Source organism: Streptomyces sp. NPDC001222 (assembly GCF_042896945.1).
Classification (GTDB): domain Bacteria; phylum Actinomycetota; class Actinomycetes; order Streptomycetales; family Streptomycetaceae; genus Streptomyces; species Streptomyces gibsoniae.
The window spans coordinates 611,914-638,553 of record NZ_JBIAXT010000001.1; the positions used below are offsets into that span (position 1 = coordinate 611,914).

The following is a 26,640-nucleotide window of genomic DNA, read 5'->3' on the forward strand; positions in this document are numbered from 1 at the left end:
GATATGTCCTCACTCAGGGTGTCCACGCCCTGGCTCGACGAGACCGGCGGTGAGAGTTCCTGGCTCCCGGGGCGTGTGGTGCCCCGGTGACAGTGGCGGGACCGCGCCGGAATCGCACCGGCTTCCTCTCCTGCCGCCGTATTGGCCCCGGAAGTCCACCACGCTCCCCGAACACCCGTCAACTTGCTCTTGACCTGCGACGCAGCGGTGTGCCGAGCCCCACATCGCTGAAATGTCGTCAGCCGCTCGAATCGGCGCCCTCTGTTCTCTTTCCGGCCGTGGAACCTGGGAAGACTCAAAGAACAGCGGCAGGACGAACGTGAGAGCGCCGACGAGCGGCATTGGGTGATTCGTTGCGGGGAGACGACCCTGGTGTGGCCGGCCTCCGCTGCCCCGGCAGCGGTGGGGCACGGCGCTCGGGAGCGTCGCGGTGAGGACGCCTGGTCGGTGCGCTGACTGGTGAGACGGAGGTCGGTGTGGTCGGCAGGGTGGCGTCGGGGCGTGTGTGGCGGAAGAGCAGTCATTCGGAAGGTGACAACACCGACTGTGTCGAAGTGGCCGTCGAGGGGGCGCACGTACTGGTGCGTGACTCGAAACGGCGCACCGGCCCGGTGCTCGTCTTTCGCCGTACCGCGTGGTGTGGTTTGCTGGCTGGACTCGATGACCAGGCAGTTCAGGCAGTTCGAGAAGTCCGGGCAGCGGACAGTCTCTGAAAGTCCGTCCAGAGGGCGGGAGGAGCCGGCATGGGGGATGCCAAGAAGGTTTCGGCGTGTGCGGGAGGATCCCACACTCCACGATCCGCACTGGCGGCGGCGGTCCCGCTGACGCTCTTCTCCCTGACCACGGGGGTGTTCGCGGTGGGTCTCGGCGCGCTGGCCGCACTGCTCGTGCCGGGGTCGACGGCACGGGCCCTCGTCTGGCTGGTGGTGACGATCGTCGCGGCGGCCTGTGCCGGTCTGTGGTGGGGCCTCACCCCGGTCATGGAACGTCGCCGTGTTCTCGGCGCTCTGGGCGTTCGCGGCCGGGCTGCGGCGACGGTTCGTCCCCGGGGCTCGGGGACCCGCTGACTCCCGGTTCGCGCGCCGCTGCCGAGCGGCCGCGCAGTGCCCGGCCGACCCGTGCGGCGAGGGCGGTGACGACGGCCGCGCCGAGCGCTGCCAGCACCGTCTCGGTCAGGGGTGTCAGCGTCTCCGGGCCCAGCCTGGGCGCCACCCGGGCCGACACGGCGATGCTGAGCAGCAGCGCGCTGCCGCACGTCGTGCCGAGCAGCAGACGGGTCGTGGTCGGGCCTGACCCGTCCGCGCCGGGGGAGTGCGCCTCCTCCATGAGGTGTGCCTCCTCTATGAGAGGGCCCGCATCGGGCGGGGCGGCGGATACCGCCGGGGAGCCGGGAGAGTCGTCCGCGGCCGGGAAGCGGCACGCGCGCAGCTGCCTCCACCACTCAAGGAACCCGAGGACCGCCATGGGCCATTCCTCCCCGTTGTCCGCCCGGGCCGTCCCTCCCGGGATTCAGCTGTTGCCGAGACTCTCCTCGACCGCGTCGATCAGTTCGATCATCCGGTCGCCGTCGTACGCCTTGGTGCTGATGTCCTCGAAGCACTCCTGGTAGCGGGCCGTGAGACCGAGGTCGTCACGGTTGGCCACGCTGCCGGTGGCGCCCTCGAGGTAGAGCAGGTCGTCGCCGTCCGTGAAGCCGAGCAGGGTGAAGGAGGCGCCCATGCTGTAGTGCGCGCCGGCCGAGAACGGCAGCAGACGCAGGCTGACCCGGGGGTGCCGGGCCATCGTCTTGAGGTGCTCCAGCTGCCGGCGCATCACCCCCGGCCCGCCGATGACCCGTCGGACGACCGCCTCGTCCAGGACGATGTGCACGTCCGGGCCGCTGTCCCCGTCGAAGATCCGTTCCTGCCGTGTGGTGCGCAGCTCCGCCGAGCGACGGGCCAGCTCCCCGTTCTCCCGGGGCGCGAGCTGGGCCAGCGTGTAGTCCTCGATCTGCAGCAGCGGGCAGACGACGGAGGGGTGGTAGAAGCGGATCGAGGTCGCGGCGCTCTCGTAGCCCAGGTACTGGGCGAACTGTGCCCGCACCATGTCGTTGTACGGCGCCCACCAGGACGGTCCCTTCGACCCGCGGGCGGCCCCTTCCAGTTCGGCCACCAGCAGGGGGTCGGTCACGTCGTACAGCTGGAGCAGCGCGCGCAGATCGGTGACGCTCAGACTGACCGTCCCGGCCTCCAGCCGGATGAGCTTGGACAGGGACCACTCCAGCGCGTCGGTGGCCTCCCGCTGGGTGAGACCGGCTCCTTCGCGCGCCTTGCGTAGTTCGACGCGGAGCCTGCGTCGGTTCAGGCTCGGATCGATGTCCCTGGCCATGTCGCTCCCTGCTACACGTCGTCTTCGTGTGGTCGGGCGGCCGACGTCGAGCAGCAACTCGCCCCCTAGACTAGGTGAGTTGGGCGTGGGCGGCCAGACACCTGCGTTCTGCCACCTGTCTTTTCGACGTGGTCGCGATGCGGGGGAGAACGTAGCAAACCGGCACATCTCCCACCAAAGACCAAGCCCCGCAGCGGGGATCGCTGCGGGGCTTGAGGTGAGGCCCGGGAGGGCGCCGTGGTGCGCCGGTCAGGACACGATCAGATAGATCCCGTACGCCACCGCCGCCGCGCACGCCGCGAAGCAGGCGTACGCGCCGGTGACCGCGAGGGTGCCGCCGCCCCGGGGCGACTCCTTCTTCGTGAGGCCCACGACGCCCAGGGTGAACAGGCTCACCAGGGCCACCGTGACCACGAGACTGACGCCGAAGACGGAGCCGAGTGCTGCCCAGTCGATCTTCATGAGGGGTGTGCTTCCTTAAACCGTCGCGGGGCGGGTCGGCTCCGCCTCCGTGGAAGAGCCGGTGGACTGGGCGGGGATGGTGATCCTCGGGCCGGTCGGGCCGGCCGCCGGGGCCGTCACGGCCTCCGCCGTGAGCGGGCCCGCCGGCGGCGGGGTCACCGCGGCGATGGCCGTCGTGACGACGCCCGCGGGCTCCGTCTCGACGTCGTTGACGTTGTCGATCGTGACCGGGGCCCGGCGGGCCAGGGCCCAGATGACACCGGCACCGGCGACCAGCAGCACGCCGGTGGCGACCGTGCCCCAGGTGCCCTGCTTGGTGAGCAGTTCGGCGCCCGCGCCGACCAGACCGGCGGCCGGGAGGGTCATCACCCAGGCGACCAGCATCCGGGTCGCGGTGGACCACCGCACCACGCCGCCCTTGCGGCCGACGCCCGCGCCCATGACGGCACCGGAGCAGACCTGGGTGGTGGAGAGCGAGAAGCCGATGTGCGAGGAGGCGAGGATGGCGGTCGCCGCGCTGGTCTGGGCGGCGAAGCCCTGCTGCGGGGCCAGGTCGGTCAGGCCCTTGCCCAGGGTGCGGATGATGCGCCAGCCGCCCAGGTAGGTGCCGAGCGCGATGGCGAGACCGGCGGAGACGATGACCCAGGTGGGAGGGTTCGAACCGGGGGCGATGACACCGCCGGTGACGAGCGCGAGGGTGATGATGCCCATCGTCTTCTGGGCGTCGTTGGTGCCGTGCGCCAGGGAGACCAGGGCGGCGGAGGCAATGGAGCCGGCGCGGTAGCCCTTGGCGGTCGCCTTCTCGTCGGCTCGGTTGCCGATGGCGTAGGAGAGGCGCGTCGCCAGCAGCGCGGCGAGGCCCGCCACGATCGGTGCGGCGACCGCGGGGATCAGGACCTTGGTGACGATGGTCGAGCCGTTGACCGCGGACCAGCCCGCCGAGGAGACGGCCGCGCCGATCAGACCTCCGAAGAGCGCGTGCGAGGAGCTGGAGGGCAGACCGAGAAGCCAGGTCAGCAGGTTCCAGAGGATGGCACCCACCAGGGCCGCGAAGATGACTTCGACGCGTATGCCCTGTTCGTTGATGATGCCGCCGGAGATCGTCTTGGCGACCTCGACGGAGAGGAAGGCGCCGACGAGGTTCAGCGTGGCGGACATCGCCACCGCCGTCTTGGGCCTCAGGGCGCCGGTCGAGATGGTGGTCGCCATCGCGTTGGCAGTGTCGTGGAAACCGTTCGTGAAATCGAACACGAGAGCGGTGACGATCACGATTCCGAGGAGGAGCGTGATGTGTTCCATTTACCCAGGCTTCTGTGGGAGGTCAGTGGCTGGTTGACCGTAGGCAACCTGAGTGAACGGAAGATGAACTAAGAGATACCTGAGGGTGTATCAAGCCGGGTCTCACCCCTCCGCTTGGATGTAGTGGCGCCGGTCACGTTGTCGAACAAAGCCGGAATTTCAGCCTCCGTAAGCCTTGGTGGGCTTCCGGCTCCCCCCTGGTGGGTGTTCTCGCCCGGCTTCGGGGGCCGTTGAAGAGACTTTGGTCACCCGTCAGATGGTCGATATAGAAATGCTGACATGTCGGATAAGACGGACAAGCCGCCCAGAAGATACCGGGCGATCTTCGCAAGCAGGTCGCCTCACCGGTCTCCCCGGGGTGCCGCGTACACCCGTGGACGCGCCTCTTGCGGACGTACGGCTCGCGGCCTGCGGTCCGCCCGGGCGCGGGTGGGCCGGACGCCCGCCTGGGAGGATCGCGGCATGGCGGAACAGCGACGCGACGCACAGGACGCGCGGGAGGACGGACGCGGGGGAGCGGGGGCGGTGGTGCCGGAGACGGGGGACACGGTGGCGCGCGCCTGGGACGAGCTGGTCGCGACGGCCCGCCGGACCGTGGCCGACGGACTGGTCGTCGGCACGTCCGGCAACGTCTCCGTACGCGTCGGCGACACCGTCCTGGTCACACCCACCGGAATGCCGTACGAGCGGCTGACGCCCGGCGACGTCGTGGGGGTCGGCCTCGACGGCCGACAGGTGCTCGGCTCCCTGCGGCCGACGAGCGAGCTTCCGATGCATCTCGCCGTCTACCGCGCCACCGGGGCGCGGGCCGTCGTCCACACCCACGCCGTGCACGCGACGGCCGTCTCCACGCTGGTACCGGAGCTGCCGCTGATCCACTACATGGCGGGGGCGCTCGGCGGCGCGGTCCGGGTGGCTCCCTACGCGACCTACGGCACCGAGGAGTTGGCCGAGAACATGCTCGGCGCCCTCACGGACCGCACCGCGTGCCTGCTGCAGAACCACGGCACGATCGCCTACGGGTCCTCGCTCGGCCAGGCGTACGACCGCACGGCCCAGCTGGAGTGGATGTGCCGGGTGTGGCTGACGGCGTCGTCGGTGCCGGGCCTCACCCCGGCCCTCCTCACCCGGGCACAGCTGGCGGAGGCTGAGGAGCGCTTGCGGGGGTACGGGCAGCAGTAGCAGGAAGGCCACGTCGGGGAGGCCGCTGCCGGGGCCGCACCGCCGCGCGCCCCGCACGGCGGTGCGGTCCTCCGGCTGGCCGGGGGCGACCCGCGACGGGAGACTGGACAAGTGCGCACCGTGAAAGCGGCGGCCGCAGCCGCCACCGTAGCCATAGCCGCGGGCGCGGCCGGCGTCGCAGCCGGTCGCTTCGCCAGCAACGCCGCACTCAAGGCGCCGCCCGGCCGCCCGCTGCCCACCGAACCGCGGCTCACCGTGCACTCCACGGCGGCCGGGCAGATCACGCTCACCCGCGCCCTGGCCTCCCAGCGCCCCGGTGTCTACGGCCTGTCCGGCGACGACTCCCACGCCATCGTCGGCCCGGTGCTGAACACCGCCTCCCGCTCCGCCGACACCGTCGTACGCCGTCTCGAACGTGTGCTCAAGGGCACGCTGGAACCCGGCGACCGGGCATGGCTCACCCCGAACCTCTACGTCGGCGACCCGGGCGCCGCCCTCGGCCTCCGCCACGACGACGTCGAGATCCCCGGCGAACTCGGGGCACTGCCCGCCTGGTTCGTGCGCGGTGCCCGCGACACCTGGGTGATCACCGTGCACGGGCTCGGTGCCACTCGGGAACACCCGATGAACGTCATGGACTTCCTCAACCGGCACCAGTTCCCGGTGCTCGACCTCGCCTACCGCGGCGACCCCGGGGCGCCGCGCCCGCTGGACGGCCTGAACCACCTCGGCGAGACCGAGTGGCGCGACGTGGAGGCCGCCGTCCGCCATGCCGTGCACCGGGGCGCCGAGCGCGTGGTCCTGCACGGCTGGTCCACCGGCGCCACCATGGCCCTGCGCGCCGCCGCGTACTCCGAGCTGCGCGGGCGGATCTGCGGGCTGGTGCTGGACTCGCCCGTGCTGAACTGGGAGGCCACGCTGCGTGCCCTGGCCGCGGCCCGCCGCACCCCGGGCGCACTGCTGCCGCTGGCCGTCCGCGCCGCCCAGGGTCGCACCGGCCTGTACGGCGACCACGTCCACGGGCCCGCGGACCCGCACCAGCTCTCGGTGCCGACCCTGATCTTCCACGGCCCCGACGACGCCGTCGCGCCCTGGGCGCCCTCACGCCGTCTCGCGGAACGCCGTCCCGATCTCGTCACCCTGCACACCGTGCGGGAGGCCCCGCACGCCGCGATGTGGAACGCCGACCCCAGGACCTACGAAGAGGCCCTGCGGCGCTTCCTCACCCCGCTGATGTGACCTCGCCGGCGTGACCCCGCGCCCCCGTGCCGCCGCATGGCCCGCGACGGCCCCCGCCCCGCCCCGACACCTCGACCCGTCCCGGTCGGGGCCCTTCCGCTTAGCCCCTCCTGAGGCGCGGCTGCCCGGTCACACACGGTTTTCGGACCCAGTGCGTTGGCCAGCCCTGTCGCGGCCCGTGACATTCCGTTTGGGTTTTCGGACCGTCAACCGGAAGACTGCACCTGTGACGTCCCGTACCCCGCGCGACTCCAGGCTCCGACTCGTACGCCCGCGGCCGCTGGCCGCCGCTCCCCGAGCGGTGGCCCAGGGCCGCTCGCGCCGCCCCGCCCCTCGGCCCCCCGAGGGCACGCCCCCACCCGCGGAGCTGGCCGGAATGGCCCGTGCCCGACTGGCCGGCGCGGCCCGCGTCGCCCGCTGGGCCGACAGCTCGCTCGGGCCGGGCCGTGACGGCGCGACCTCCGACGGCAGGGGCACCCTCTCCGTCACGACCGCCGAACGGGCCGCCGCCGACCTCGGCCTGACCGACGCTCAGGTGCGCGCCGACTGGGACACCGCGCGCCTGTCCGGTCTCGTCGAGGTGCACGGCGACATCGCCCGCCCCGGCTGGCGGCTGCGCGCCTGGAACCGCGACGACTCGGCGGTGCTGCGCGGCTGGGTCGCCCTCTTCGACGCCTGGTCGCTGGCCTACCCCGAGCCCGCGGACCGGGAGCACGCGGCCGTCGCCGAGGTCGTCTCGGCCATGCCCCAGGTGCTCTCCTTCCTGCAGTTGTCCGCAGGGCCCGTCCCCGTCGAGCAGCTCCTCGACCTCCTCGAGCAGCGGGTCACCGAGCTGCGCACCGAACGGTGCGAGATCGACTACGTGCCACCCGTCGCCTCGCACCCATACGAGGAGCAGCTCCGCGCCACACCCGTGGCTGCCGGGACGGCAGTGGCCCAGGGCCTCGCGCAGGAGCCGGCCGAGGACACCCCGCTCGCCCCGCTGCTCGACTGGGCGCTCGACGCGCTTGCCTCCGTCGGGGCCCTGACCTGCGCAGACGGACAGGCCACCCTGACCCCGCTCGGCAGCTGGGCGGTCTGGGTCAAGCTGGAGCAGATCTGCGTCGCCGCGCAGAGCCCCGCCGGGAACATCGAGCAGAACGCGGAGGGCATGCTGCGCGGCTGCGCCGGGCTCCGCCCGAACGCGGCCCGCGCCGAGTACCGCGCCTGGCTCGCCGCCCGGCCCGTCGGCAGCGCGGTCACCGAGCTGCTGGACGCCGCCCGAGGCGAGGACGCCCTGCTGCGCGGCCTGGCCTTCGAGGCGCTGCGCGTGGTCGGGGCGCCGGCCGAGTCCGCTGTGCGCGCCGCCGCCGACGAGACCACGCTGCGCCCCTACGCGCTGATGTGGCTCGCCGAGCAGGAGGGCACCGACCCGGAGGACGCCCATGAGGTGCTCACCCGGGAGGAGGCCACCTGGCTGTGGGTCGACACCGCCGCGGCCGTCGCCGACCACGGCGAGGCCCCGCTCCTGGTGCGCCACCTGGAGTCCGCGGTGCAGGCCACCGTGCCCGCGCTCCTCGACGAGGTCCGCGCGGTCGGGCATCCCCGCACCGTGCAGGTCCTGGTGGCGCTCGCCGCCGCGCACCCGGACCCGGCGCTCGCCAAGGCCGTGCGCCGTGCCGCGTTCCAGGTGCACACCGGGGGCAGCTGACCGCCGCTCAGACGGTCGGGTCGGGGGCGTAGGTGCCGAAGCTCCAGATGTTGCCCTCGGCGTCGCGGGCCAGGTACTCCCGTGAGCCGTACTCCTGGTCCGTGGGGGGCATCAGGATCTCCGCGCCGTGCTCCGCGGCCCGCTGGTGGTGGGCGTCGACGTCGTCCACGACGACGTACACCGCGCTCGGGCCGGCCCCCTTCATGGCCTGGTCGAAGAGGCCGCCGCGGCCCTTCGAGCCGAGCATCACCGCGCCGTTGCCCTGCACCAGCTCGGCGTGCAGCACCGAGCCGGCCTGTCCGTCCTGTTCGTCGGTCTCGTAGACCGAGAGCTCCGTGAAGCCGAACGCCTCCGTGAGCTGTCTGATCGCCGCCTTCGCGTCCGCGTACAGCAGCGTCGGGTAGATGCTCGGACGCCTGCCGTCCATGCCCGCCATCCCGCTCACCCCTCCCGCAGTACCGGCCGGGGACCCGGCCCGTCATCCAGTCTGGCACCGGCCACCGACAACGCCCCGCCGCGCGCCGGGAGACCGCCCGGCCGGGCCGACGCCCCGGCCCCGGACGGCGACCGCACAGCAATGAGCATCACAGTGCCGAAGGGCCGCGTACGAAAATGCGCTTGCACGCCACCGTTAGACTGGGGCCCATGGCCATTCTCCTCGCGCATTAGACGGCGGGAACGTCCTCAGCCGTCCATCCCGCCACCCTCCCCCGCCGCCCGTGCTGCGAGCAGGGGGATTCCGAGCCCTGGAGTCTGTCCGTGATCTCCGCCTCCGGTATCGAGCTGCGCGCCGGTGCCCGCATCCTCATCGAGAACGCCAGCTTCCGTGTCGCCAAGGGCGACCGCATCGGCCTGGTCGGCCGCAACGGCGCGGGCAAGACCACCCTCACCAAGGTGCTCGCCGGCGAGGGCATCCCCGCCGCGGGCACCGTCACCCGCTCCGGCGAGGTCGGCTATCTGCCCCAGGACCCGCGTACCGGCGACCTGGACGTGCTGGCCCGCGACCGCATCCTCTCCGCGCGCGGCCTCGACGTGCTGATCCGCAAGATGCGCGAGAACGAACAGCGCATCGCCACCGGCAAGGGCTCCACCCGCGACAAGGCGATGAAGCAGTACGAGCGCCAGGAGACCGAGTTCCTCACGAAGGGCGGGTACGCCGCCGAGGCCGAGGCCGCCACCATCGCCGCCGCGCTCAATCTGCCCGACCGTGTGCTCGGCCAGCCCCTGCACACGCTCTCCGGCGGTCAGCGCCGCCGTATCGAGCTGGCCCGCATCCTGTTCTCCGACGCGGACACCCTGCTGCTCGACGAGCCGACCAACCACCTCGACGCCGACTCCATCGTCTGGCTGCGCGACTACCTGAAGACCTACCGCGGTGGCTTCATCGTGATCTCGCACGACGTGGAACTGGTCGACACGGTCGTCAACAAGGTGTTCTACCTGGACGCCAACCGCGCCGCGATCGACATCTACAACATGGGCTGGAAGCTCTACCAGCAGCAGCGCGAGGCCGACGAGAAGCGCCGCAGGCGCGAGCGGCAGAACGCCGAGAAGAAGGCCGCCGCGCTGAACGCGCAGGCGGACAAGATGCGCGCCAAGGCCACCAAGACGGTCGCCGCGCAGAACATGGCCCGCCGCGCGGACAAGCTGCTGGCCGGCCTGGAGGCCGCCCGCGTGTCCGACAAGGTCGCCAAGCTCCGCTTCCCGGAGCCCGCGCCCTGCGGCAAGACCCCGCTGATGGCCGAGGGCCTGTCGAAGTCGTACGGCTCGCTGGAGATCTTCACCGACGTCGACCTGGCCATCGACAAGGGCTCCCGGGTCGTCATCCTCGGCCTCAACGGCGCCGGCAAGACCACCCTGCTGCGTCTGCTCGGCGGTGTGGAGCAGCCGGACACGGGTGCCGTCGTGCCCGGTCACGGTCTCAAGCTCGGCTACTACGCCCAGGAGCACGAGACCCTCGACCCGGAGCGCACGGTCCTGGAGAACATGCGTTCCGCCGCCCCCGACATGGACCTCGTCGAGGTCCGCAAGGTGCTCGGCTCCTTCCTGTTCTCCGGCGACGACGTCGACAAGCCGGCCGGAGTGCTCTCCGGCGGCGAGAAGACCCGTCTCGCCCTCGCCACCCTCGTGGTGTCGTCGGCGAACGTGCTGCTGCTCGACGAGCCCACCAACAACCTCGACCCGGCCAGCCGCGAGGAGATCCTCGGCGCGCTGCGCACCTACAAGGGCGCCGTCGTCCTGGTCACCCACGACGAGGGCGCGGTCGAGGCGCTCCAGCCGGAGCGGATCATCCTGCTGCCCGACGGCGTCGAGGACCTGTGGGGCGCCGACTACGCCGACCTCGTCACCCTCGCCTGACGCCCGCACCCGCGGGCGTCAGCCCCGGTCGACCGCACGGATGATCCCCTGCGTATGGATCATTCGGCCGATCCGTGATCCATCATCTGTGTGAGATCTCCTCGTACCGGGGTGTGTCCTACACGCATTTCGCGGCCGAGCCCTTTTGTCCCAAGGGCTCGGCCGTGGTGCGTCGCTGACCTGGTGGTTCCCGGATGAACCCGTTCGGGCGTACGGACGCGACCGGGCGGAACCCCTGATTCCACTCGTGGGGACGCGCTCCTGTCGTCACAAGCTTGTGGCACGGACCTTGCCGAATGGGTGGCCATCGCGCCCCCGAGGGGTGATCATGAGGAGACCAGAGCGCACTTCCCATGAGGAGGCACGGGTGGCCGAGACTCTGAAGAAGGGCAGCCGGGTGACCGGCGCCGCGCGCGACAAGCTCGCGGCAGACCTGAAGAAGAAGTACGACTCCGGTGCGAGCATCCGGGCGCTGGCCGAGGAAACCGGCCGCTCGTATGGCTTCGTTCACCGGATGCTCAGCGAGTCGGGCGTCACGCTGCGAGGGCGTGGCGGGGCGACAAGGGGCAAGAAGGCCACGACGGCCTGACGCCGGGCGGCTCATCGGCTTCGACGGTGGCCACCCGGTCGGTCGGGTGACCGGCCGGGTGGTTACTGTGCAGTCACTTACGGATGTGATGTCGTCGTACGACATCCTCTCCTGACCGCACCCATCGGAGGCGCCGCATGGCTTCGCTCGACCCGGAATTCGACAAGGACGGCCCGGTCCTCTACACGGACGGCGTACGGCTCACCGTCGACGGCGCGATCGCCACGGTGACGCTGACCAACCCCGACAAGCGCAACGCGCAGAGCCCCGCTCTGTGGCGGGCGCTGGCGGAAGCCGGCCGTGCGCTGCCCGGTTCCGTTCGTGTGGTGGTGCTGCGCGGCGAGGGCAAGTCGTTCTCGGCGGGGCTGGACCGCCAGATGTTCACGCCCGAGGGGCTGCCCGGCGAGCCGAACTTCATCGACCTCGCGCGCAGCAGCGACGCCGAGCTGGACGCGGCCATCGCCGGGTTCCAGGAGGCGTTCACCTGGTGGCGCCGCAACGACATCGTGTCCATCGCCGCCGTGCAGGGACACGCCATCGGTGCGGGGTTCCAGCTCGCGCTCGCCTGTGACCTGCGGGTCGTGGCGGACGATGTGCAGTTCGCCATGCGCGAGACCAGCCTGGGCCTCGTCCCGGACCTGACCGGCACGCATCCGCTGGTGAGCCTGGTCGGGTACGCCCGCGCACTGGAGATCTGTGTGACGGGCCGCTTCGTCCTGGCCGAGGAGGCCGTGGCCAGCGGGCTCGCGAACATCTCCGTGCCGCGGGAGGAACTCGACGGCACCGTGCGCGACCTGGCATCCGCCCTGCTCGCCGCGGACCGGAACGCGGTCATCGAGACCAAGACACTGCTGCGCGGGGCCCAGGAGCGGACCTACGAGGAGCAGCGCGCCGCCGAGCGGGCCGCGCAGGCCCGACGCCTGCGGGACCTGGCCGGCAGCGGCGACTGAGGCACGACGGCCGTTTCCCCTGCCCGCCCGCCGACCGGACCGGTCGACGCGGCGGGCGTGGAAGCGTGGCGCGTCGTGGCGTCCCGGGGGCAGGCCCGCGTGCCCGACGGGAGTTCGAACACGCCCTAGAAACCGTGCCGGAAGCCGCCGTCCACCGGGAGCATGACGCCCGTCAGATACGAGGCCGCCGGTGACAGCAGGAACGCGGCGGCGCGGCCGAACTCCTCCGGGCTGCCGTAGCGGCGCAGCGGGATCCGGGCCTCGTTGGCCGCCCGCGTCGCCTCCGGGTCCGCCGAGAGCGCATCCAGCTCGCGCACCCGGTCGGTGTCGATGCGGGCCGGGAGCAGGGCCACGGCACGGATGCCGCGCGGGCCCAGCTCGTCCGAGATGGACTTGGTGAAGCCCGCGAGTCCGGGGCGCAGACCGTTGGAGATGGTCAGACCCGGGATCGGCTCGTGCACGGAACCGGACAGCACGAATCCGATGACGCCGCCCTCGGTCAGCTCCTCGGCGGCCGCGCGGGCCAGCCGTACCGCGCCCAGGAACACCGACTCGAAGGCCGTCGTCCACTGCTCGTCGGTGTTGTCGGCGAGATAGCCGGGCGGCGGTCCGCCGACGCTGATGAGGATGCCGTCGAAGCCGCCGAAGTGCTCGCGCGCGGCGGAGATCAGCCGGGCGGGCGCCGCCGGGTCGGCGTTGTCGACGGCCATCCCCACCGCGTTCGCACCCAGCTCGGCCGCGGCCTCGGCGGCCCGCTGCTCGTCGCGGCCCGTGACGACCACCTTCGCCCCGTCGGCGACGAGCTCTCTCGCGGCCGCGTTGCCCAGCCCGCGGGTGGCGCCGGTGACGACGTACACCCGGTCTTTCAGTCCAAGATCCATGGCCCCTATCCTGCCGTCCGGTCCCCGTAGAGAGCGAGGGCGGTCCCCACCAGACCGAGGTGGCTGAACGCCTGCGGGAAGTTCCCGAGCTGGCGGCCGGCCGCCGGGTCGTACTCCTCGGAGAGCAGCCCGACGTCGTTGCAGAGCCCCACCAGCCGGTCGAACAGTTCGCGGGCCTCTTCGGTGCGGCCCGCGCGGTGCAGGGCCTGGGCCAGCCAGAAGGAGCAGACGACGAAGGCGCCCTCACCGCCGGGCAGCGGGTCCACATCGGAGTTCTCCGTGCTGTACCGGCGCAGGAGGCCGTCGACCGCCAGCTCCGCGCGCACCGCGTCGATGGTGCCGACGATCCGGGGGTCGTCCCCGGGCAGAAAGCCCACGCGCGGGAGCAGCAGCAGCGAGGCGTCGAGCGCGCGCGAGCCGTAATACTGCGTGAACGTGTTGCGCTCGGGGTCGAACCCGCGTGCGCACACCTCCTCGTGCACCTCGTCCCGCATGGCCCGCCATCCCTCCAGATCGCCTTCGAGCCCGGGATCGGACTCCAGGGCCCTGACGGCCCGGTCGGCGGCCACCCACGCCATGACCTTCGAGTACACGAAGTGGCGGCGCTTGCCGCGCACCTCCCACAGCCCCGCGTCCGGCTCGCGCCACGCAGTGCGCACGAATTCCATCAGCGCGCACTGCACCCGCCACATGTGCGGCCTGACCGGCAGGCCCGCGCTCCGGGCCAGCGACAGCGAGTCGATGACCTCGCCGTACACGTCCAGCTGAAGCTGTCGCACCGCGTCGTTGCCGACCCGGACCGGTGCCGAACCCCCGAAGCCGGTCAGCCAGGGCAGCTCGTACTCGTGCATGCGCCGCTCGCCCGACAGCCCGTACATGATCTGCAGATCCGCCGGATCACCGGCCACCGCGCGGAGCAGCCAGTCGCGCCAGGCCTCGGCCTCCTCGTGGTAACCGGCCGTCAGCAGGGCCTCCAGGGTGAGCGTGGAGTCACGCAGCCAGCTGTAGCGGTAGTCCCAGTTGCGGACGCCGCCCAGCGCCTCCGGCAGGGAGGTGGTGGGGGCGGCGACGATACCGCCGGTGGGTTCGTGGGTGAGGGCCTTGAGGGTGATCAGGGAGCGGACCACCGCGTCCCGGTGCGGCCCCCGGTAACGGCAGCGGGCCGCCCAGGCACGCCAGTCGCCGACGCTGTTCTCCAGTGCCTCGAACGGGTCGATGAGCGGGGGACGGGGGTGGTGCGAGGGGTGCCAGGTGAGGACGAAGACGACCTTCTCGCCCTTGCCGACGGTGAACTGGGAGTGGGTGGCGAAGTCCTGGCCCCAGGTGTGCACCGCCGGCTCGCTGCGCAGCCACACCGCGTCGGGTCCCGCGATGGCCAGGCGGTCGCTGTCGGTGCGGCGCACCCACGGCACGATCGATCCGTAGTCGAAGCGCAGCCGGAGCCGGCCGTGCAGGGTGACGCGGCCTTCGAGGCCCTCGACCACGCGGACGAGGTCGGGGGCGCGGTCGCGCTGGGGCATGAAGTCGGTGAGGCGGACCGAGCCGTCGGGGGTGTCCCACTCGGAGTCGAGGACGAGGGTGTCATGGCGGTAGGCGCGGCGGGTGCAGGGGCCGGCGCCCTCCGGGGCGATGGTCCAGTGGCCGTTCTCCTCGTCGCCGAGCAGTCTGGCGAAGCAGGCCGGCGAGTCGAAACGGGGCAGACACAGCCAGTCGACGGAGCCGTCGCGGCCGACCAGGGCGGCGGTCTGCTCGTCGCCGATGAGCGCGTAATCCTCGATCCGGGGATGCACGGGGTGCGGGTTCCCGGCGCACCGCACCTCAAATCAGCCTGATCGTGCCGGTGGCCCGGTCGGCCTACCGGCCTTGAGGCTCCGGCGGTCGCGCCGGGGAGCCTGGATGGCGTGGCCGGTGCGGCGGTCAGGCCGTGGCCGGTTCGGGTTCCTCCACCGGCTGCTCGGCCGCCTCGGTGCGGTCGCGCGCCTCCCGTCGGGCCAGGACGAACCAGCCGAAGGGCACGCCCGCCGAGAACAGCCACCACTGGATGGCGTAGGCCATGTGCGGGCCGATGTCGCTGTGCTCGGGGTCGGGCAGCAGCTCGGGGCTGCCGTCCTTCGGGGCGGGCGAGGTCAGCTCGACATAGCCGCCGAGGACCTGCTTGCCCAGACTCTGCGCCTGCTGTCCGCTGCTGATCAGCATGACCTGGCGCTCCGGCAGGCCCTGGACGTTCTTGATGCCGCTCTCCGCCGTCGTCTCGTCCGGCATCAGCCGGCCCGTGACGGTGGTCTCGCCCTGCGCGGGTGCGGGGATCCTGGGGAAGGCGGTCTGCGCGCCGTTCGCCGGGATCCAGCCCCGGTTGACCATCAGGACCTTCCCGTCGTCCAGGACGAAGGGGGTCAGGACGTGGTAGCCGACCTCGCCGTCGGCGTTGGTGCGGCGGCGCACCACGACCTCGTGGGCGGTGTCGAAGGTGCCCTTGGCCGTGACCCGTCGGTACAGGTCGTCGTGCGGGATCCTGGCCCCGGGCGAGGTCAGCGATTCGGCCGGCACGGGCGTCGCCGCCAGCGAGGCGGTGATCACCTTGTTCAGCGCGACCTTGTGCTCATGGCGGTGCAGCTGCCAGAAGCCCAGATCGATCATCGTCGGGATGAGCGCGACGGCGACAAGGGTAAGGATCACCCATTGCCGGGACAACAGGAAGCGGTACACCCCACGACCGTACATCTCGGTACGTGGGGCGCCGTGAGGGGGGTCTCCTCAGACCCGGTCGACGATCCCCACCCTCCCCTCGGCGCGGGCGCAGTGGGCTCCGCAGTACCAGTGGCCCTCCGCCTCGACACCCTGACCGATGATCTGCACACGACAGTGCTCGCAGATCGGCGCCATCCGGTGGATCGCACAGGAGAAACAGTCGAAGACATGCACCTCGCCCTGCGCGTGCACCTCGAAGGTCATTCCATAGTCATTGCCGCACACTTCGCATCTCGCCATGCGCCACAGGGTGAGCCGTCGCCGGGGCGCGGGCGAGCGGGCGGCGGGCGAGTCGTACGGTAATCACCCGTACGCCGACCGCCGGTCCGTCCGTCAGCGGCCGCCGGGCCCGCGCCCCGCGGCGGAGGCCGCTCTGTCCGCCGCCGGCTCGACGTCTCGCAGCAGCTGGCCGAACGCCGCCTCGTCCATCACCGGTGTGCCGTACTGCCGCGCCTTGACCACCTTGGACGTACTCGAGTCCGGATCGTTGGTGACGAGCAGGCTCGTCAGCCGGGACAGGCTCGTCGAGACATGCAGGCCGGCCTCCGTCGCGCGGTCCTCCAGCAGTTCCCGGTCGACCGAGGTGTCCCCGGAGAAGGCGACTCGCATGCCCTGCTTGAGGGGTCTGCCCTCTTCGTACCGCCCGGGGTTGGGGAAGGGGCATGCGGGCCTCTTACGGGAGGGGCGCCAGCTGCTCGGCCGGTAGCCGCCGTAGCCGCCCGGCTGCTGTCCGATGAGCGGCGCGGGCCGGTCCGCCCATTCGGTCAGCGCCCGGCACTCCTGCAACGGCAGCCGCAGATCGTCCGCCGCGGCGGCCCGCAGGCTGGGCCGGAACGCCTCCGCCAGCACCCGGGCGTCGTCGAGCGCGTGGTGGGCGCGCTGCTGGACCACGCCGAAGTGCGCGGCCAGCGACTCCAGCTTGTGGTTGGGCAACGGAAGGCCCAGTTCCTTGGAGAGCGCGATGGTGCACAGTCGCTGACGCACCGGCGCCTCGCCTCGCGCACGCGCGTATTCCCGCGCGATCATCTGCCAGTCGAAGACGGCGTTGTGCGCGACGAGCACCCGGTCCGCGAGCCGAGTGGCGAACTCCTCGGCGATGTCCCCGAAGAGCGGGGCGCCTTCGAGCATCTCGCTCGTCAGACCGTGGATCCACACCGGGCCCGGGTCGCGCTCCGGGTTGACCATCGTGTACCAGTGGTCCTCGACCTCGCCGCGTGCGTCCAGGCGGTAGACGGCCGCGGAGATTATCCGGTCGTCCCGGGCCAGGCCGGTGGTCTCCACGTCAACGACCGCGTATCCCTTCGGATACGCGGCCGGCCACGGTGTGGGGGAGGACGCTGCGGTCGTCTGGTCTTCGAGCATGGTCACTGAGGATACGGGCCGCGGCTGACACCAGCGCGCCTGCCCGGCCCGGCGGGGCCCTTCGCGCACCCTGCGCGCGGGGGTGCGCACAACCCCGCGGCCCCTCATCGGAGTTCGCCCCCGGTCGGCCGGCAGGGCGTCGGCAGGGCGTGTCGTGAGCGGGGAGCTGCACACGGATCCCCAGAACTCCGGTGCGCCGCCGCCCGCTTCGCCGTGCCTTCGGGCCGGTGCGGACGACGGCACCGGAATCCTCCTTGCGCCCGTCGGCGTGGCCCGCTGTCCCTTCCCGCCCGGAATGAGACCCTCCCGGCGTGAGCGATGCGGTATCCGGTGGAGCGCCCATGGGCGGCCCGGCACACGACGAGGCCCATGCGGGCGCGCTCGGCTCGCGGCTGAACTGGCTGCGGGCCGCGGTGCTCGGCGCCAACGACGGCATCGTCTCCACCGCGGGACTCGTCGTCGGCGTCGCGGGCGCCACCACCGACCGCGGGGCGCTGCTGACGGCCGGGCTCGCGGGTCTGCTCGCCGGGTCCATGTCGATGGCCGCGGGCGAGTACGTGTCCGTCTCGACGCAGCGGGACTCGGAGAAGGCGGCGCTGGCCCTGGAGCGGCGGGAGCTGACGGAGCAGCCGGAGGCGGAGCTGGCGGAGCTCACCGAACTGCTGGAGCGCCGGGGCCTCACGCGGGAGGTGGCCCGTGAGGCCGCCGCCCAGTTGACGGCACGGGACGCGCTGCGCGCCCACGCGCGCGTGGAGCTCGGCATCGACCCCGACGAGCTGGCGAACCCGTGGCACGCGGCATGGGCCAGCTTCCTCGCCTTCACGGTGGGCGCGCTGCTGCCGCTGCTCGCCATCGTGCTGCCGCCCATGGTCTGGCGGCTCCCGGTGACGGTCCTGTCCGTCCTGGCCGCCCTGGTGGTCACCGGCTGGACCAGCGCCCGCCTCGGCGCGGCGAGGCCCCGCCGCGCCGTGCTGCGGAACGTGGCGGGCGGGGCGCTGGCGATGGGGGTCACCTATGCGGCTGGGGCGCTGCTGGGCGCGGCGGGGGTGTGAGGGGGTCCACCCCCCGGCACGGGCTGTCTCCGCCGTTGCGGCGGCGCTGGTCCGAGGCCCCCTCGGCGCGCGACCGAAGACCGTCACGGCGTACCGTGAAGTGCGCTCGACCACCCCCCGAGCGCACCCCGAACGATCGCACGAGAAGGATCCTCGCCATGCGCGCCACCACCATCCACGCCCCCTTCGACATGCGGGTGGAGGACGTGCCCGAGCCCGTGGTGCAGGAGCCCACCGACGCGGTCGTCCGTGTGCTGCGGGCCTGTATCTGCGGCAGCGACCTGTGGGCCTACCGCGGTGAGGCCGTCCGGCAGCCGGGACAGCGGATCGGGCACGAGTTCCTCGGTTTCGTGGAGGAGACCGGCTCCGACGTCACCGGCGTCCGGCGCGGTGACCTCGTCGTCGCGCCCTTCATGTGGTCAGACGGCGTCTGCGACTACTGCCGCGAGGGACTGAACACCTCCTGCGAGCACGGCGGCTTCTGGGGCTCCGTAGGCTACGACGGCGGCCAGGGCGAGGCCGTGCGCGTGCCCTTCGCCGACGGCACCCTCGTCCGGCTGCCCAGGGAGGCCGCCTCCGACGACCGTCTGCTGTCCGCGTTGCTGACGCTCTCCGACGTCATGGGCACCGGCCACCACGCCGCCCTCGGCGCGGGCGCCCGCCCGGGCGCCACGGTCGCCGTGGTCGGTGACGGGGCCGTCGGCCTGTGCGCCGTGCTGGCCGCCAAGCGGCTCGGCGCCGAGCGGATCATCGCACTGGGCCGCCACCAGGTCCGTACGGACATCGCCCGCCGCTTCGGCGCCACCGACGTCGTCGCCGAGCGCGGCGACGAAGCCGTGGAAGCCGTTCGGGAACTGACCCGAGGTCAGGGCGCGCACGCCGTCGTCGAGGCCGTCGGCACCGAGCAGTCGATGCGGACCGCCGTGAACATCGCCCGCGACGGCGGCGCCATCGGCTTCGTCGGTGTTCCGCACGGCAGCGGCACCGGCCTCGACCTGAGCATCATGTTCGACCGGAACCTCGCCCTGCGCGGCGGCGTCGCGCCGGTGCGCGCGTACATCCCCGAGCTGCTCCCGGACATCCTCGACGGCACCATCGACCCCTCGCCGGTCTTCGACCGGACGGTCGGCCTGGAAGGCGTGCCCGAGGGCTACCAGGCGATGGACCAGCGCACGGCGCTGAAGGTGCTCGTCACGGCCGGCTGATCACGAGCGGCGGATCGGCAGCGGCAGCGCCGTCAGCGGTCCGGACACCGCGACGACCAGGCCCGGCGCCGCCACCTCCGCACGCGCGGGAGTGGCGGCGCCGAGCGGGCCGGGCGCGCGCCGCAGCCGCCGCCGCGCGCTCAGGGCGAGTACGGCGACCACGGCCACCAGCAGCACCTCGGCGAGCAGGGCGCGGCAGTACGCCGTGGACGTCAGCCGGTCGGGGAGCCTGTCCGGCGGCATCCGGCGCAGTGAACTGCGGACCCCCGTCGCGGTGATCGCGGCGAGCAGGGCGGCCGCCACGCGCGCGTAGCGCCCCAGCAGCGCGGCGCCCGCCTCCCGGGGGCATGTGCCGCAGCGTCCGCAGCACATGCGCCAGACCCCGCCCACAGGGACGCGCACCCGAGGTGGACGAGGGTCGGTGCGAAGCCGAGCAGCGGGCTCGGTTCCGCCGGGAGCGCACGGCGTCTCGGCGACGGCGACCGCGGCGAGCGGCCACGGCCGCCGGGGCAGCGCGCACAGCCCGGCGGCGAGGAACGCGTCGACCTCCAGGAGGGCCGGCAGGCCGTCCCGGGTCCCGTACAGCCCGCCGACGTCGATCCCGGAGAGCCGGTGCGGGATCAGATCGCCGGTGGGCACGACCGCGTGCGGCAAGTAGGGGAGCGGCATTCCGGCGACACGCCCCCGCCCGGGCGCCGCCCGATGCCCCGGCGCCCGGTCCCGTCTCCGGCTCGTTCAGCCCGCCGACGCCGCCGTGGCCCACCGGACCGGATCCTGCCCCCACTGCCCGGGCGGCCGTGTCCAGTCGGACGGTCCGTCCGTGAAGTGCACCGGTGGCAGGGAGTACCGCAGCCGTCCCAGGGCGCTGTCGGTCTCCGCCAGCCAGGGCTCCGGGCCGTCGTACGCCGCCGCGACCGCCGGGCCGTCGTACCCGGCCCCGGTGCGCTCGGCCGCCCGGTCCCTGCCGTCCGTCAGCCAGGCCGCCGTCCGTGCCAGTGCCAGCCGTACGACCCGGGTGCCGCCCTCCTCCGTCTGCTCGGTGAGCGACCGCAGGACCGCCGCGGCCAGCACATACCCCGAGCCGTGATCCAGCGCCTGGGCGGGCAGGGCACCCGGCTCCTCCACCGACCCCTCGGTCACCGCGATCCCGGTGGCGACCTGAACCAGGCTGTCGAAGCCCCGTCGCCCGCCCCAGGGCCCGTACGCCCCCCACGCCGACAGCTGCGCCACGACGAGTCCCGGCCGCCGCTCGGCCAGTTGCCCGGCGGTGAGCCCCCAGCGGTCGAGCGCGCCGGGCCGGTAGCCCGTGACGACCACGTCCGCCTCGGCCAGCAGTTCCTCGAAGGCCCGCCGGTCGGCGGGCGCCGCCAGGTCGAGGGCGGCGGAGCGCTTCCCGAAGTTCATGTCGGCGTGGTGATCGGGGAGTTCGGGAAGCTGCGGACTGTCGATCCGCAGCACGTCCGCGCCGAGCAGCGCCAGCGTGCGGGTGGCCACGGGGCCGGCGATGACCCGGGTGAGGTCGAGCACCCGCAGACCGGCGGCGGGGAGCAGCGGCTCGGCGGCGGAGCGTACGAGCGGGACGAGGGGGCGTACAGGCGCCTTGTCGAGCCGCTCACGGCCCACCAATGGTTGCGCGGCCACTACGCGCCCCTGCTCGTGCGCCGCCCACTCCCCGGGCGTGCGCAATGCGACCGCGAGCCCTCCGGCCGCGTAGACGCTGTCCTCCACCTCGACGGCCGACCGCTCGGCGATCGCGGCGGCCACGATGTCCACGGACGCGTCCGCCGCCAGTCCGAGAGCGCCGAGCAGCCGCGCGCGGTGATGGGGATAGTTGGCGTGCGTGCGCACCCAGCCGTCCGTCGCGCGCCAGAACCGGGACAGAGGTGCGAAGTTGACCGGGGCGCGGCCGTCGACCCGCAGCTGCCGCTCGCTGTGGAAGGCGGTGGCCACGGCCCCGTCGTCCACGCGTACCTCGGGCACGTCCGGCAGCCCGGCCCGCCGGGCGCCCCACTCGGCGGCGGCCAGCGCGCAGACCCCGACACAGGCCCGCGCCACCTCGCGTACCGGCAGCGTCGAGGGCAGCGTCCCCTCGCGTACGACGTTCGAGATCCTGTGCACCAGTGCGGGGTCCCCGCCCAGTGCCGCCCATGCCACGTCCGTATCGGTCATGGACGGACTATGCCCGGTGTACTGGATCATGGCCAGAGGGCGCCGGGACAGGCCCCGGTGCGGCGGCTTCACCGGGGCCTGTCGTCGACGGCGCGGAAGCCCGCGCCCTTCGGCGAACTCGCGCTGTAGAGGGCTACTTGACCGCGCGCAGCGCGTTGACGATGCCGAAGCCGTAGAACCCGTTCACGCGCTTGCCGCCCACGCAGGTGGCGTCCACGACCCCGTCGCCGTTGCCGTCGTAGGGGCCGGCCGGGCAGCCGGGGTTGTCGGCCTGCGCCTTGAGCAGTGCCTGGAGCTGGCCCGGAGTCGCCCGCGGATGGGCCGACTTCAGCAGCGCGGCCACGCCCGCGACGTGCGGCGACGCCATCGAGGTGCCCTGCAGATAGGCGTACTGGCCGCCCGGCATGGTGGAGAGGATGCGGCCGTTCTTCGACGGGGTGTCCGGGATCTGGTACTTGTCACCGCCCGGCCCTGCCACGTCGATCACGCCGTCGCCGTAACTGGAGTAGTACGACTTGGCCTTCGTGACACCCGTCGCGCTGACCGTGACCACACCCGGCAGCTGGGTCGGCACGTCGAAGCACTCGTGCGGGTCGACCGTGCGGGTCGTCGCGGTGGAGTCGTCCGGGCTGGAGGCGTCGACCAGGGAGTGGGAGTCGAGATCGTCGTTGGAGTTGCCCGCGGAGGCGATGCTGAGGGTGCCCTTGTGCTGGGCGTACCGCTGAGCCCGGTCGACCGCGTCCACGATGGCCCGCTGGTCCGGGTCGTCCATGCAGTTGTAGAGCCACGGGTCCACGTAGTAGCTGTTGTTCGTGATCTCCACGCCGTGGTCGGCGGCGAACACGAACGCGCAGACGACGCTCTCGGGGTAGAACAGCTCGTTGACCGGGTCGGCCACCTTGATCGCGGAGACCTCGACGTTCGGCGCGACACCGGCGACGCCGATGCCGTTGCGGGCCGCCGCGATCTCACCCGCGACATGCGTGCCGTGGTAGTGATCGGGCTTCGCGGGCCGCCAGGCGCCGTAGGAGGTGTCCGCCTTGCCGCCGACGCAGTTCGCGGACTGCGACGCGGAGAAGTTGGGGGCGAGGTCCGGGTGGGTGTCGTCGACCCCGGTGTCGATGACGGCGACCGTGACCTCGCGGCTGCCGGGGTTGATCTTCGCGGCCTTGTCGGCGCCGATGGCGCGCAGGTCCCACTGGTCGGCTTCGAGGGGCTCGCTCTCGCCCGCACTCGCCGAGGCGCTCGCGGCCTTCGCCGCCTGCGTCTTCGTCAGGTACTGGGCCGCGCCCTCGTCCGTCGTGCCCGCCGCGGTCAGCGGGGCGGTCCGGGTCGCGCCCGCGGACTGCACCCCGCGCACGCCGCGCAGCGTCCTGGCGAAGTCGGGGTTCGCGGAGTGGACGACGAACACACCGATCCTGTCGTACGTCACCACGATCGTGCCGCCCGCCGCGGTGATCGCCCGCTGCACCGAGGTGAGCGTGTGACGGTCCGTCCGGGTGTTGACGACGTAGGCGAGTTCGGGCGCGTCGGCGGTCCGTGCCACGGTGTCGGTGCGCGGGGCGGCGGCCGACGCGGCGCTCGGCAGGAAGCCCAGAGAGGCGGTGAGCGACAGCACGGCCGGCACGGCGAGGGCGAGCCGGCGTCTGGAACGCAGATGAGCCATGGGATCTCCACATCATCCGGAAACGTGAACGTGCCGGAACGCGGTGGCATCCCGGCAGGTACATGACGGGTGGTGCAGTGCGACGCTATCCGGGTCCCGACCGGTGGGCAATGAGATTGCGGAGACCACGTAAAAAAGAAACCAAGAGAGTTGAACCGGCCCATGAGTCGCGCCGTGACCTCGGGCAGGGGGCACCCCGGCGGTCACCGCCCCCTGTCGGATCACACATCGGAGCGTTACGTTCGCATTCGGTGATGTGACCCGCGTCACTATGAGGTCCGCAATGCGAGGAGACATCGTGGCCACCGACGCACCTCCCCCCTCCAAGACCGGAACAGGTCTTCCGTCCACCGACGCGTTCATCGCGGTCCAGGAGAGCGCCGAGTTCGGTGAACTGCGCCGCTCCCACCGCTCGTTCGCCTTTCCGCTGACCGTGGCGTTCATCGCCTGGTACCTGGCCTATGTGCTGCTGTCGAACTACGCGGACGGGTTCATGGGCACCAAGCTCTTCGGCAACGTCAACGTCGCCCTGGTGCTCGGCCTCGCCCAGTTCCTCACCACGTTCCTGATCGCGTGGTGGTACTCGCGCCACGCCGCCGCCCAGCTCGATCCCAAGGCCGAGGCCATCAAGTCCCGGATGGAGGGCGGCGCATGAGCCCGGACCTCGTCCTGGCCGCCGGTGAGGCGAGCGAGCACCGACCGCTGATCATCACGCTGTTCGCGGTCTTCGTCCTGGCGACCCTCGTCATCACAGTCTGGGCGGGCCGCCAGACCCGCAGCGCCGCCGACTTCTACGCGGGCGGCCGCCAGTTCACCGCCTTCCAGAACGGACTCGCGGTCTCCGGCGACTACATGTCCGCCGCGTCCTTCCTCGGGATCGCGGGCGCCATCGCCCTCTTCGGCTACGACGGCTTCCTGTACTCCATCGGCTTCCTGGTCGCCTGGCTGGTGGCCCTGCTGCTGGTCGCCGAGCCGTTGCGCAACTCCGGCCGGTACACCATGGGCGACGTCCTCGCGTACCGCATGCGCCAGCGCCCGGTCCGCACCGCGGCCGGCACCTCCACGATCGTGGTGTCGATCTTCTACCTGCTGGCCCAGATGGCGGGAGCGGGCGTCCTGGTCTCCCTGCTCCTCGGCATCACCAGCGACGGCGGCAAGGTCGGCATCGTCGCCCTGGTCGGCGTCCTGATGATCGTCTACGTCACCGTCGGCGGCATGAAAGGCACCACCTGGGTGCAGATGGTCAAGGCCGTCCTGCTGATCCTGGGCGCCCTGCTGCTGACCTTCCTGGTGCTGCTGAAGTTCCACTTCAACCTCTCGGACCTGCTCGGCAAGGCCGCGAGCAACAGCGGCAAGGGGTCGGCCTTCCTGGAGCCCGGACTGAAGTACGGCGCCACCGGCACCAGCAAGCTGGACTTTCTCTCCCTGGGCATCGCCCTGGTCCTCGGCACCGCGGGCCTGCCGCACATCCTGATCCGCTTCTACACGGTGCCCACCGCCAAGGCCGCCCGGAAGTCGGTGAACTGGGCCATCGGCCTCATCGGCGCCTTCTACCTGATGACCCTCGCCCTCGGCTTCGGTGCCGCCGCCCTGATCAAGCCCGACGAGATCATCGCCTCCAACAAGGCGGGCAACACGGCGGCGCCCCTGCTCGCCCTGCATCTGGGAGGCACGCACTCCGACTGGGGGGCGATCCTGCTCGCCTCCATCTCCGCGGTCGCCTTCGCCACGATCCTCGCGGTGGTCGCGGGCCTGACCCTCGCCTCGTCCTCCTCGTTCGCGCACGACATCTACGCGAACGTCATCAGGAGGGGGCAGGCGAGCGAGAAACAGGAGGTGAACGCGGCCCGCTGGGCGACGGTCGGCATCGGCGCCGTCTCCATCGCCCTGGGCGCCCTCGCCCGCGACCTGAACGTGGCGGGCCTGGTCGCCCTCGCCTTCGCGGTCGCCGCCTCCGCCAATCTGCCGACGATCCTCTACAGCCTCTTCTGGAAGCGGTTCACCACCGCCGGCGCCCTGTGGTCGATCTACGGCGGCCTGGTGACCGCCGTCGGCCTGGTGCTGTTCTCGCCGGTGGTCTCCGGAAAGGAGACGTCGATGTTCCCGCACGCCGACTTCCAGTGGTTCCCGCTGGAGAACCCCGGGATCATCTCCATCCCGGTCGGCTTCCTGCTGGGCTGGCTCGGCACGCTCCTGTCCAAGGAGCAGCCGGACCCCGGCAAGTACGCGGAGCTGGAGGTACGGTCCCTGACCGGCACCGGGGCGCACTGACCGCCCGCCGAGGCCGTGTCGCGGAGAGCTCCATCCGCGACACGGCCGTCGCGCACCGCATGGGATCGGGCCGCTGCCGTTGTCTGCGCCGTCGCGTAGGCTCGCAGTTGACGGAAGAGTGATCCGCGACGAGGGAGGGGGCCCCGTGCTCATCGACACCTATGGCCGGGTGGCCACCGACCTGAGAGTCTCCCTGACCGACCGGTGCAATCTGCGGTGCACCTACTGCATGCCCGAGGAGGGCCTGCAGTGGCTCGCCAAGCCCGATCTGCTGACGGACGACGAGATCGTCCGCCTGATCGACATCGCGGTCACCACCCTCGGGATCGAGGAGGTCCGCTTCACCGGCGGCGAGCCGCTGCTGCGCCCCGGCCTGGTCGGCATCGTGGAGCGGGTCGCCGCGCTGGATCCCCGGCCCCAGATATCCCTCACCACCAACGGCATCGGCCTCAAGCGCACGGCCGCGGCCCTGAAGGCGGCGGGCCTGGACCGGGTGAACGTCTCCCTGGACACCCTCCGCCCCGACGTCTTCAAGGCGCTCACCCGCCGGGACCGCCACCGGGACGTCATCGACGGCCTCCGGGCCGCGCACGAGGCGGACCTCGTCCCGATCAAGGTCAACACCGTCCTGATGCCGGGGCTCAACGACGACGAGGCACCGGACCTCCTCGCCTGGGCGGTCCGCGAGGGGTACGAGCTGCGCTTCATCGAACAGATGCCGCTGGACGCCCAGCACGGCTGGAAGCGCGAGGGCATGGTCACCGCGGGGGACATCCTCGCCTCCCTGCGCACCCGCTTCGAGCTGACCGCCGAGAGTGCCGAGGAGCGGGGCTCGGCTCCGGCCGAGCGCTGGATCGTCGACGGGGGCCCGCATCGCGTGGGCGTGATCGCCTCGGTCACCCGGCCCTTCTGCGCGGCCTGCGACCGCACCCGGCTGACAGCCGACGGCCAGATACGCACCTGTCTGTTCGCCACCGAGGAGACCGATCTGCGCGCGGCGCTGCGCTCGGGCGCCCCCGACGAGGAGATCGCCCGCATCTGGCGCCTCGCGATGTGGGGCAAGAAGGCGGGCTCGGGACTGGACGACCCCTCGTTCCTGCAGCCGGAGCGGCCGATGTCCGCGATCGGCGGCTGAGGGCCCCGCGCAAAT

At 72.2% G+C, this 26,640-nt stretch carries 24 protein-coding genes, 1 pseudogene and 1 riboswitch; of the genes and pseudogenes, 12 read left to right on the top strand and 13 right to left on the bottom strand.

What is annotated here, in order from left to right; genetic code table 11:
• Window positions 1-53: 53 nt before the first annotated feature.
• A riboswitch (cobalamin riboswitch) is annotated at window positions 54-129 on the bottom strand.
• Window positions 130-503: 374 nt separating this feature from the next.
• Entirely contained in the window at window positions 504-713 is a 210-nt protein-coding gene (locus tag ACFY2Z_RS02795; protein ID WP_390742432.1) for a DUF397 domain-containing protein, read from the top strand.
• A 265-nt stretch (window positions 714-978) separates the two neighbouring features.
• On the opposite strand, the gene ACFY2Z_RS02800 is transcribed toward ACFY2Z_RS02795, so the two are convergent.
• The 4 genes from ACFY2Z_RS02800 to ACFY2Z_RS02815 form a co-directional block, all read right to left on the bottom strand.
• On the bottom strand, window positions 979-1,464 hold the full coding sequence (locus ACFY2Z_RS02800; protein ID WP_390742361.1) for a hypothetical protein: 486 nt from the start codon (window positions 1,462-1,464) through the stop codon (window positions 979-981).
• A 45-nt stretch (window positions 1,465-1,509) separates the two neighbouring features.
• Complete coding sequence (locus ACFY2Z_RS02805) at window positions 1,510-2,367, bottom strand: helix-turn-helix domain-containing protein (protein WP_390742362.1); 858 nt, start codon at window positions 2,365-2,367, stop codon at window positions 1,510-1,512.
• 249 nt (window positions 2,368-2,616) lie between these two features.
• On the bottom strand, window positions 2,617-2,829 hold the full coding sequence (locus ACFY2Z_RS02810) for a hypothetical protein (protein ID WP_390742363.1): 213 nt from the start codon (window positions 2,827-2,829) through the stop codon (window positions 2,617-2,619).
• A 15-nt stretch (window positions 2,830-2,844) separates the two neighbouring features.
• A complete protein-coding gene (locus tag ACFY2Z_RS02815) occupies window positions 2,845-4,128 on the bottom strand; it encodes an anion permease (RefSeq protein ID WP_390742364.1) in 1,284 nt (427 codons plus the stop codon).
• A gap of 462 nt (window positions 4,129-4,590) precedes the next feature.
• Here ACFY2Z_RS02815 and ACFY2Z_RS02820 point away from each other — a divergent pair, with 462 nt between their 5' ends.
• From ACFY2Z_RS02820 to ACFY2Z_RS02830, 3 genes are all read left to right on the top strand, one after another.
• A complete protein-coding gene (locus ACFY2Z_RS02820; protein ID WP_390742365.1) occupies window positions 4,591-5,310 on the top strand; it encodes a class II aldolase/adducin family protein in 720 nt (239 codons plus the stop codon).
• A 111-nt stretch (window positions 5,311-5,421) separates the two neighbouring features.
• The gene (locus tag ACFY2Z_RS02825) at window positions 5,422-6,549 is read left to right on the top strand and encodes an alpha/beta hydrolase family protein (protein ID WP_390742366.1); all 1,128 of its coding nucleotides are present in this window, start codon (window positions 5,422-5,424) and stop codon (window positions 6,547-6,549) included.
• Between the two features lie 226 nt (window positions 6,550-6,775).
• Window positions 6,776-8,239 (top strand): hypothetical protein, encoded by a 1,464-nt coding sequence (locus ACFY2Z_RS02830; RefSeq protein ID WP_390742367.1) that lies wholly within the window; start codon window positions 6,776-6,778, stop codon window positions 8,237-8,239.
• Between the two features lie 7 nt (window positions 8,240-8,246).
• On the opposite strand, the gene ACFY2Z_RS02835 is transcribed toward ACFY2Z_RS02830, so the two are convergent.
• Window positions 8,247-8,675 carry a VOC family protein gene (locus tag ACFY2Z_RS02835; protein WP_390742368.1) on the bottom strand — a complete coding sequence of 143 codons (429 nt, stop codon included), beginning with the start codon at window positions 8,673-8,675 and terminating at the stop codon, window positions 8,247-8,249.
• A 323-nt stretch (window positions 8,676-8,998) separates the two neighbouring features.
• Between ACFY2Z_RS02835 and ACFY2Z_RS02840 the strand changes: the two genes are divergently transcribed.
• The 3 genes from ACFY2Z_RS02840 to ACFY2Z_RS02850 all read left to right on the top strand — a co-directional run bounded on the left by ACFY2Z_RS02840 (window position 8,999) and on the right by ACFY2Z_RS02850 (window position 12,136).
• A complete protein-coding gene (locus ACFY2Z_RS02840; RefSeq protein WP_390742369.1) occupies window positions 8,999-10,597 on the top strand; it encodes an ABC-F family ATP-binding cassette domain-containing protein in 1,599 nt (532 codons plus the stop codon).
• A gap of 367 nt (window positions 10,598-10,964) precedes the next feature.
• Window positions 10,965-11,186: a helix-turn-helix domain-containing protein gene (locus tag ACFY2Z_RS02845; RefSeq protein ID WP_010987827.1), complete on the top strand. Its 222-nt coding sequence runs from the start codon at window positions 10,965-10,967 to the stop codon at window positions 11,184-11,186.
• 137 nt (window positions 11,187-11,323) lie between these two features.
• Entirely contained in the window at window positions 11,324-12,136 is an 813-nt protein-coding gene (locus ACFY2Z_RS02850; protein ID WP_390742370.1) for an enoyl-CoA hydratase/isomerase family protein, read from the top strand.
• A gap of 125 nt (window positions 12,137-12,261) precedes the next feature.
• Here ACFY2Z_RS02850 and ACFY2Z_RS02855 read toward each other — a convergent pair whose 3' ends face one another.
• The 5 genes from ACFY2Z_RS02855 to ACFY2Z_RS02875 all read right to left on the bottom strand — a co-directional run bounded on the left by ACFY2Z_RS02855 (window position 12,262) and on the right by ACFY2Z_RS02875 (window position 17,127).
• On the bottom strand, window positions 12,262-13,017 hold the full coding sequence (locus tag ACFY2Z_RS02855) for an SDR family oxidoreductase (RefSeq protein WP_390742371.1): 756 nt from the start codon (window positions 13,015-13,017) through the stop codon (window positions 12,262-12,264).
• Window positions 13,018-13,022: 5 nt separating this feature from the next.
• On the bottom strand, window positions 13,023-14,807 hold the full coding sequence (locus tag ACFY2Z_RS02860) for a glycoside hydrolase family 15 protein (RefSeq protein ID WP_390742372.1): 1,785 nt from the start codon (window positions 14,805-14,807) through the stop codon (window positions 13,023-13,025).
• A 127-nt stretch (window positions 14,808-14,934) separates the two neighbouring features.
• Window positions 14,935-15,723: an SURF1 family protein gene (locus tag ACFY2Z_RS02865; protein WP_390742373.1), complete on the bottom strand. Its 789-nt coding sequence runs from the start codon at window positions 15,721-15,723 to the stop codon at window positions 14,935-14,937.
• Window positions 15,724-15,771: 48 nt separating this feature from the next.
• Window positions 15,772-16,005, bottom strand: a complete 234-nt coding sequence (locus tag ACFY2Z_RS02870; RefSeq protein ID WP_311698160.1) for a hypothetical protein — start codon at window positions 16,003-16,005, stop codon at window positions 15,772-15,774.
• A gap of 93 nt (window positions 16,006-16,098) precedes the next feature.
• A complete protein-coding gene (locus ACFY2Z_RS02875; RefSeq protein WP_390742374.1) occupies window positions 16,099-17,127 on the bottom strand; it encodes a DEDDh family exonuclease in 1,029 nt (342 codons plus the stop codon).
• A 341-nt stretch (window positions 17,128-17,468) separates the two neighbouring features.
• Here ACFY2Z_RS02875 and ACFY2Z_RS02880 point away from each other — a divergent pair, with 341 nt between their 5' ends.
• Window positions 17,469-18,179 carry a VIT family protein gene (locus ACFY2Z_RS02880; RefSeq protein ID WP_390742433.1) on the top strand — a complete coding sequence of 237 codons (711 nt, stop codon included), beginning with the start codon at window positions 17,469-17,471 and terminating at the stop codon, window positions 18,177-18,179.
• A gap of 158 nt (window positions 18,180-18,337) precedes the next feature.
• The gene (locus ACFY2Z_RS02885) at window positions 18,338-19,384 is read left to right on the top strand and encodes a zinc-dependent alcohol dehydrogenase family protein (protein WP_390742375.1); all 1,047 of its coding nucleotides are present in this window, start codon (window positions 18,338-18,340) and stop codon (window positions 19,382-19,384) included.
• Here the strand turns inward: ACFY2Z_RS02885 and ACFY2Z_RS02890 are convergent.
• The 3 genes and pseudogenes from ACFY2Z_RS02890 to ACFY2Z_RS02900 form a co-directional block, all read right to left on the bottom strand.
• Window positions 19,385-20,080 (bottom strand): annotated as a pseudogene (locus ACFY2Z_RS02890) (CopD family protein); the annotation flags it as partial.
• Between the two features lie 39 nt (window positions 20,081-20,119).
• Window positions 20,120-21,553 (bottom strand): CoA transferase, encoded by a 1,434-nt coding sequence (locus ACFY2Z_RS02895; protein WP_390742376.1) that lies wholly within the window; start codon window positions 21,551-21,553, stop codon window positions 20,120-20,122.
• 133 nt (window positions 21,554-21,686) lie between these two features.
• Entirely contained in the window at window positions 21,687-23,219 is a 1,533-nt protein-coding gene (locus tag ACFY2Z_RS02900; protein WP_390742377.1) for a S8 family serine peptidase, read from the bottom strand.
• A 298-nt stretch (window positions 23,220-23,517) separates the two neighbouring features.
• Here ACFY2Z_RS02900 and ACFY2Z_RS02905 point away from each other — a divergent pair, with 298 nt between their 5' ends.
• The 3 genes from ACFY2Z_RS02905 to moaA all read left to right on the top strand — a co-directional run bounded on the left by ACFY2Z_RS02905 (window position 23,518) and on the right by moaA (window position 26,625).
• Entirely contained in the window at window positions 23,518-23,874 is a 357-nt protein-coding gene (locus tag ACFY2Z_RS02905; RefSeq protein WP_311698166.1) for a DUF485 domain-containing protein, read from the top strand.
• Complete coding sequence (locus tag ACFY2Z_RS02910) at window positions 23,871-25,490, top strand: cation acetate symporter (protein ID WP_390742378.1); 1,620 nt, start codon at window positions 23,871-23,873, stop codon at window positions 25,488-25,490. The genes ACFY2Z_RS02905 and ACFY2Z_RS02910 overlap by 4 nt, the downstream gene beginning before the upstream one ends.
• Window positions 25,491-25,635: 145 nt before the next feature.
• Window positions 25,636-26,625, top strand: coding sequence for a GTP 3',8-cyclase MoaA (gene moaA, locus ACFY2Z_RS02915; protein ID WP_390742379.1), 990 nt, complete (start codon window positions 25,636-25,638; stop codon window positions 26,623-26,625).
• Window positions 26,626-26,640 lie beyond the last annotated feature (15 nt).

Excerpts from the sequence above, each read along its gene's own strand:
- ACFY2Z_RS02800 (WP_390742361.1), bottom strand. The coding sequence starts at position 1,464 with ATGGCGGTCCTCGGGTTCCTTGAGTGGTGGAGGCAGCTGCGCGCGTGC.
- ACFY2Z_RS02805 (WP_390742362.1), bottom strand. The coding sequence starts at position 2,367 with ATGGCCAGGGACATCGATCCGAGCCTGAACCGACGCAGGCTCCGCGTC.
- ACFY2Z_RS02810 (WP_390742363.1), bottom strand. The coding sequence starts at position 2,829 with ATGAAGATCGACTGGGCAGCACTCGGCTCCGTCTTCGGCGTCAGTCTC.
- ACFY2Z_RS02815 (WP_390742364.1), bottom strand. The coding sequence starts at position 4,128 with ATGGAACACATCACGCTCCTCCTCGGAATCGTGATCGTCACCGCTCTC.
- ACFY2Z_RS02820 (WP_390742365.1), top strand. The coding sequence starts at position 4,591 with ATGGCGGAACAGCGACGCGACGCACAGGACGCGCGGGAGGACGGACGC.
- ACFY2Z_RS02835 (WP_390742368.1), bottom strand. The coding sequence starts at position 8,675 with ATGGCGGGCATGGACGGCAGGCGTCCGAGCATCTACCCGACGCTGCTG.
- ACFY2Z_RS02850 (WP_390742370.1), top strand. The coding sequence starts at position 11,324 with ATGGCTTCGCTCGACCCGGAATTCGACAAGGACGGCCCGGTCCTCTAC.
- ACFY2Z_RS02855 (WP_390742371.1), bottom strand. The coding sequence starts at position 13,017 with ATGGATCTTGGACTGAAAGACCGGGTGTACGTCGTCACCGGCGCCACC.
- ACFY2Z_RS02870 (WP_311698160.1), bottom strand. The coding sequence starts at position 16,005 with ATGGCGAGATGCGAAGTGTGCGGCAATGACTATGGAATGACCTTCGAG.
- ACFY2Z_RS02875 (WP_390742374.1), bottom strand. The coding sequence starts at position 17,127 with ATGCTCGAAGACCAGACGACCGCAGCGTCCTCCCCCACACCGTGGCCG.
- ACFY2Z_RS02880 (WP_390742433.1), top strand. The coding sequence starts at position 17,469 with ATGGGCGGCCCGGCACACGACGAGGCCCATGCGGGCGCGCTCGGCTCG.
- ACFY2Z_RS02885 (WP_390742375.1), top strand. The coding sequence starts at position 18,338 with ATGCGCGCCACCACCATCCACGCCCCCTTCGACATGCGGGTGGAGGAC.
- ACFY2Z_RS02895 (WP_390742376.1), bottom strand. The coding sequence starts at position 21,553 with ATGACCGATACGGACGTGGCATGGGCGGCACTGGGCGGGGACCCCGCA.
- ACFY2Z_RS02900 (WP_390742377.1), bottom strand. The coding sequence starts at position 23,219 with ATGGCTCATCTGCGTTCCAGACGCCGGCTCGCCCTCGCCGTGCCGGCC.
- ACFY2Z_RS02910 (WP_390742378.1), top strand. The coding sequence starts at position 23,871 with ATGAGCCCGGACCTCGTCCTGGCCGCCGGTGAGGCGAGCGAGCACCGA.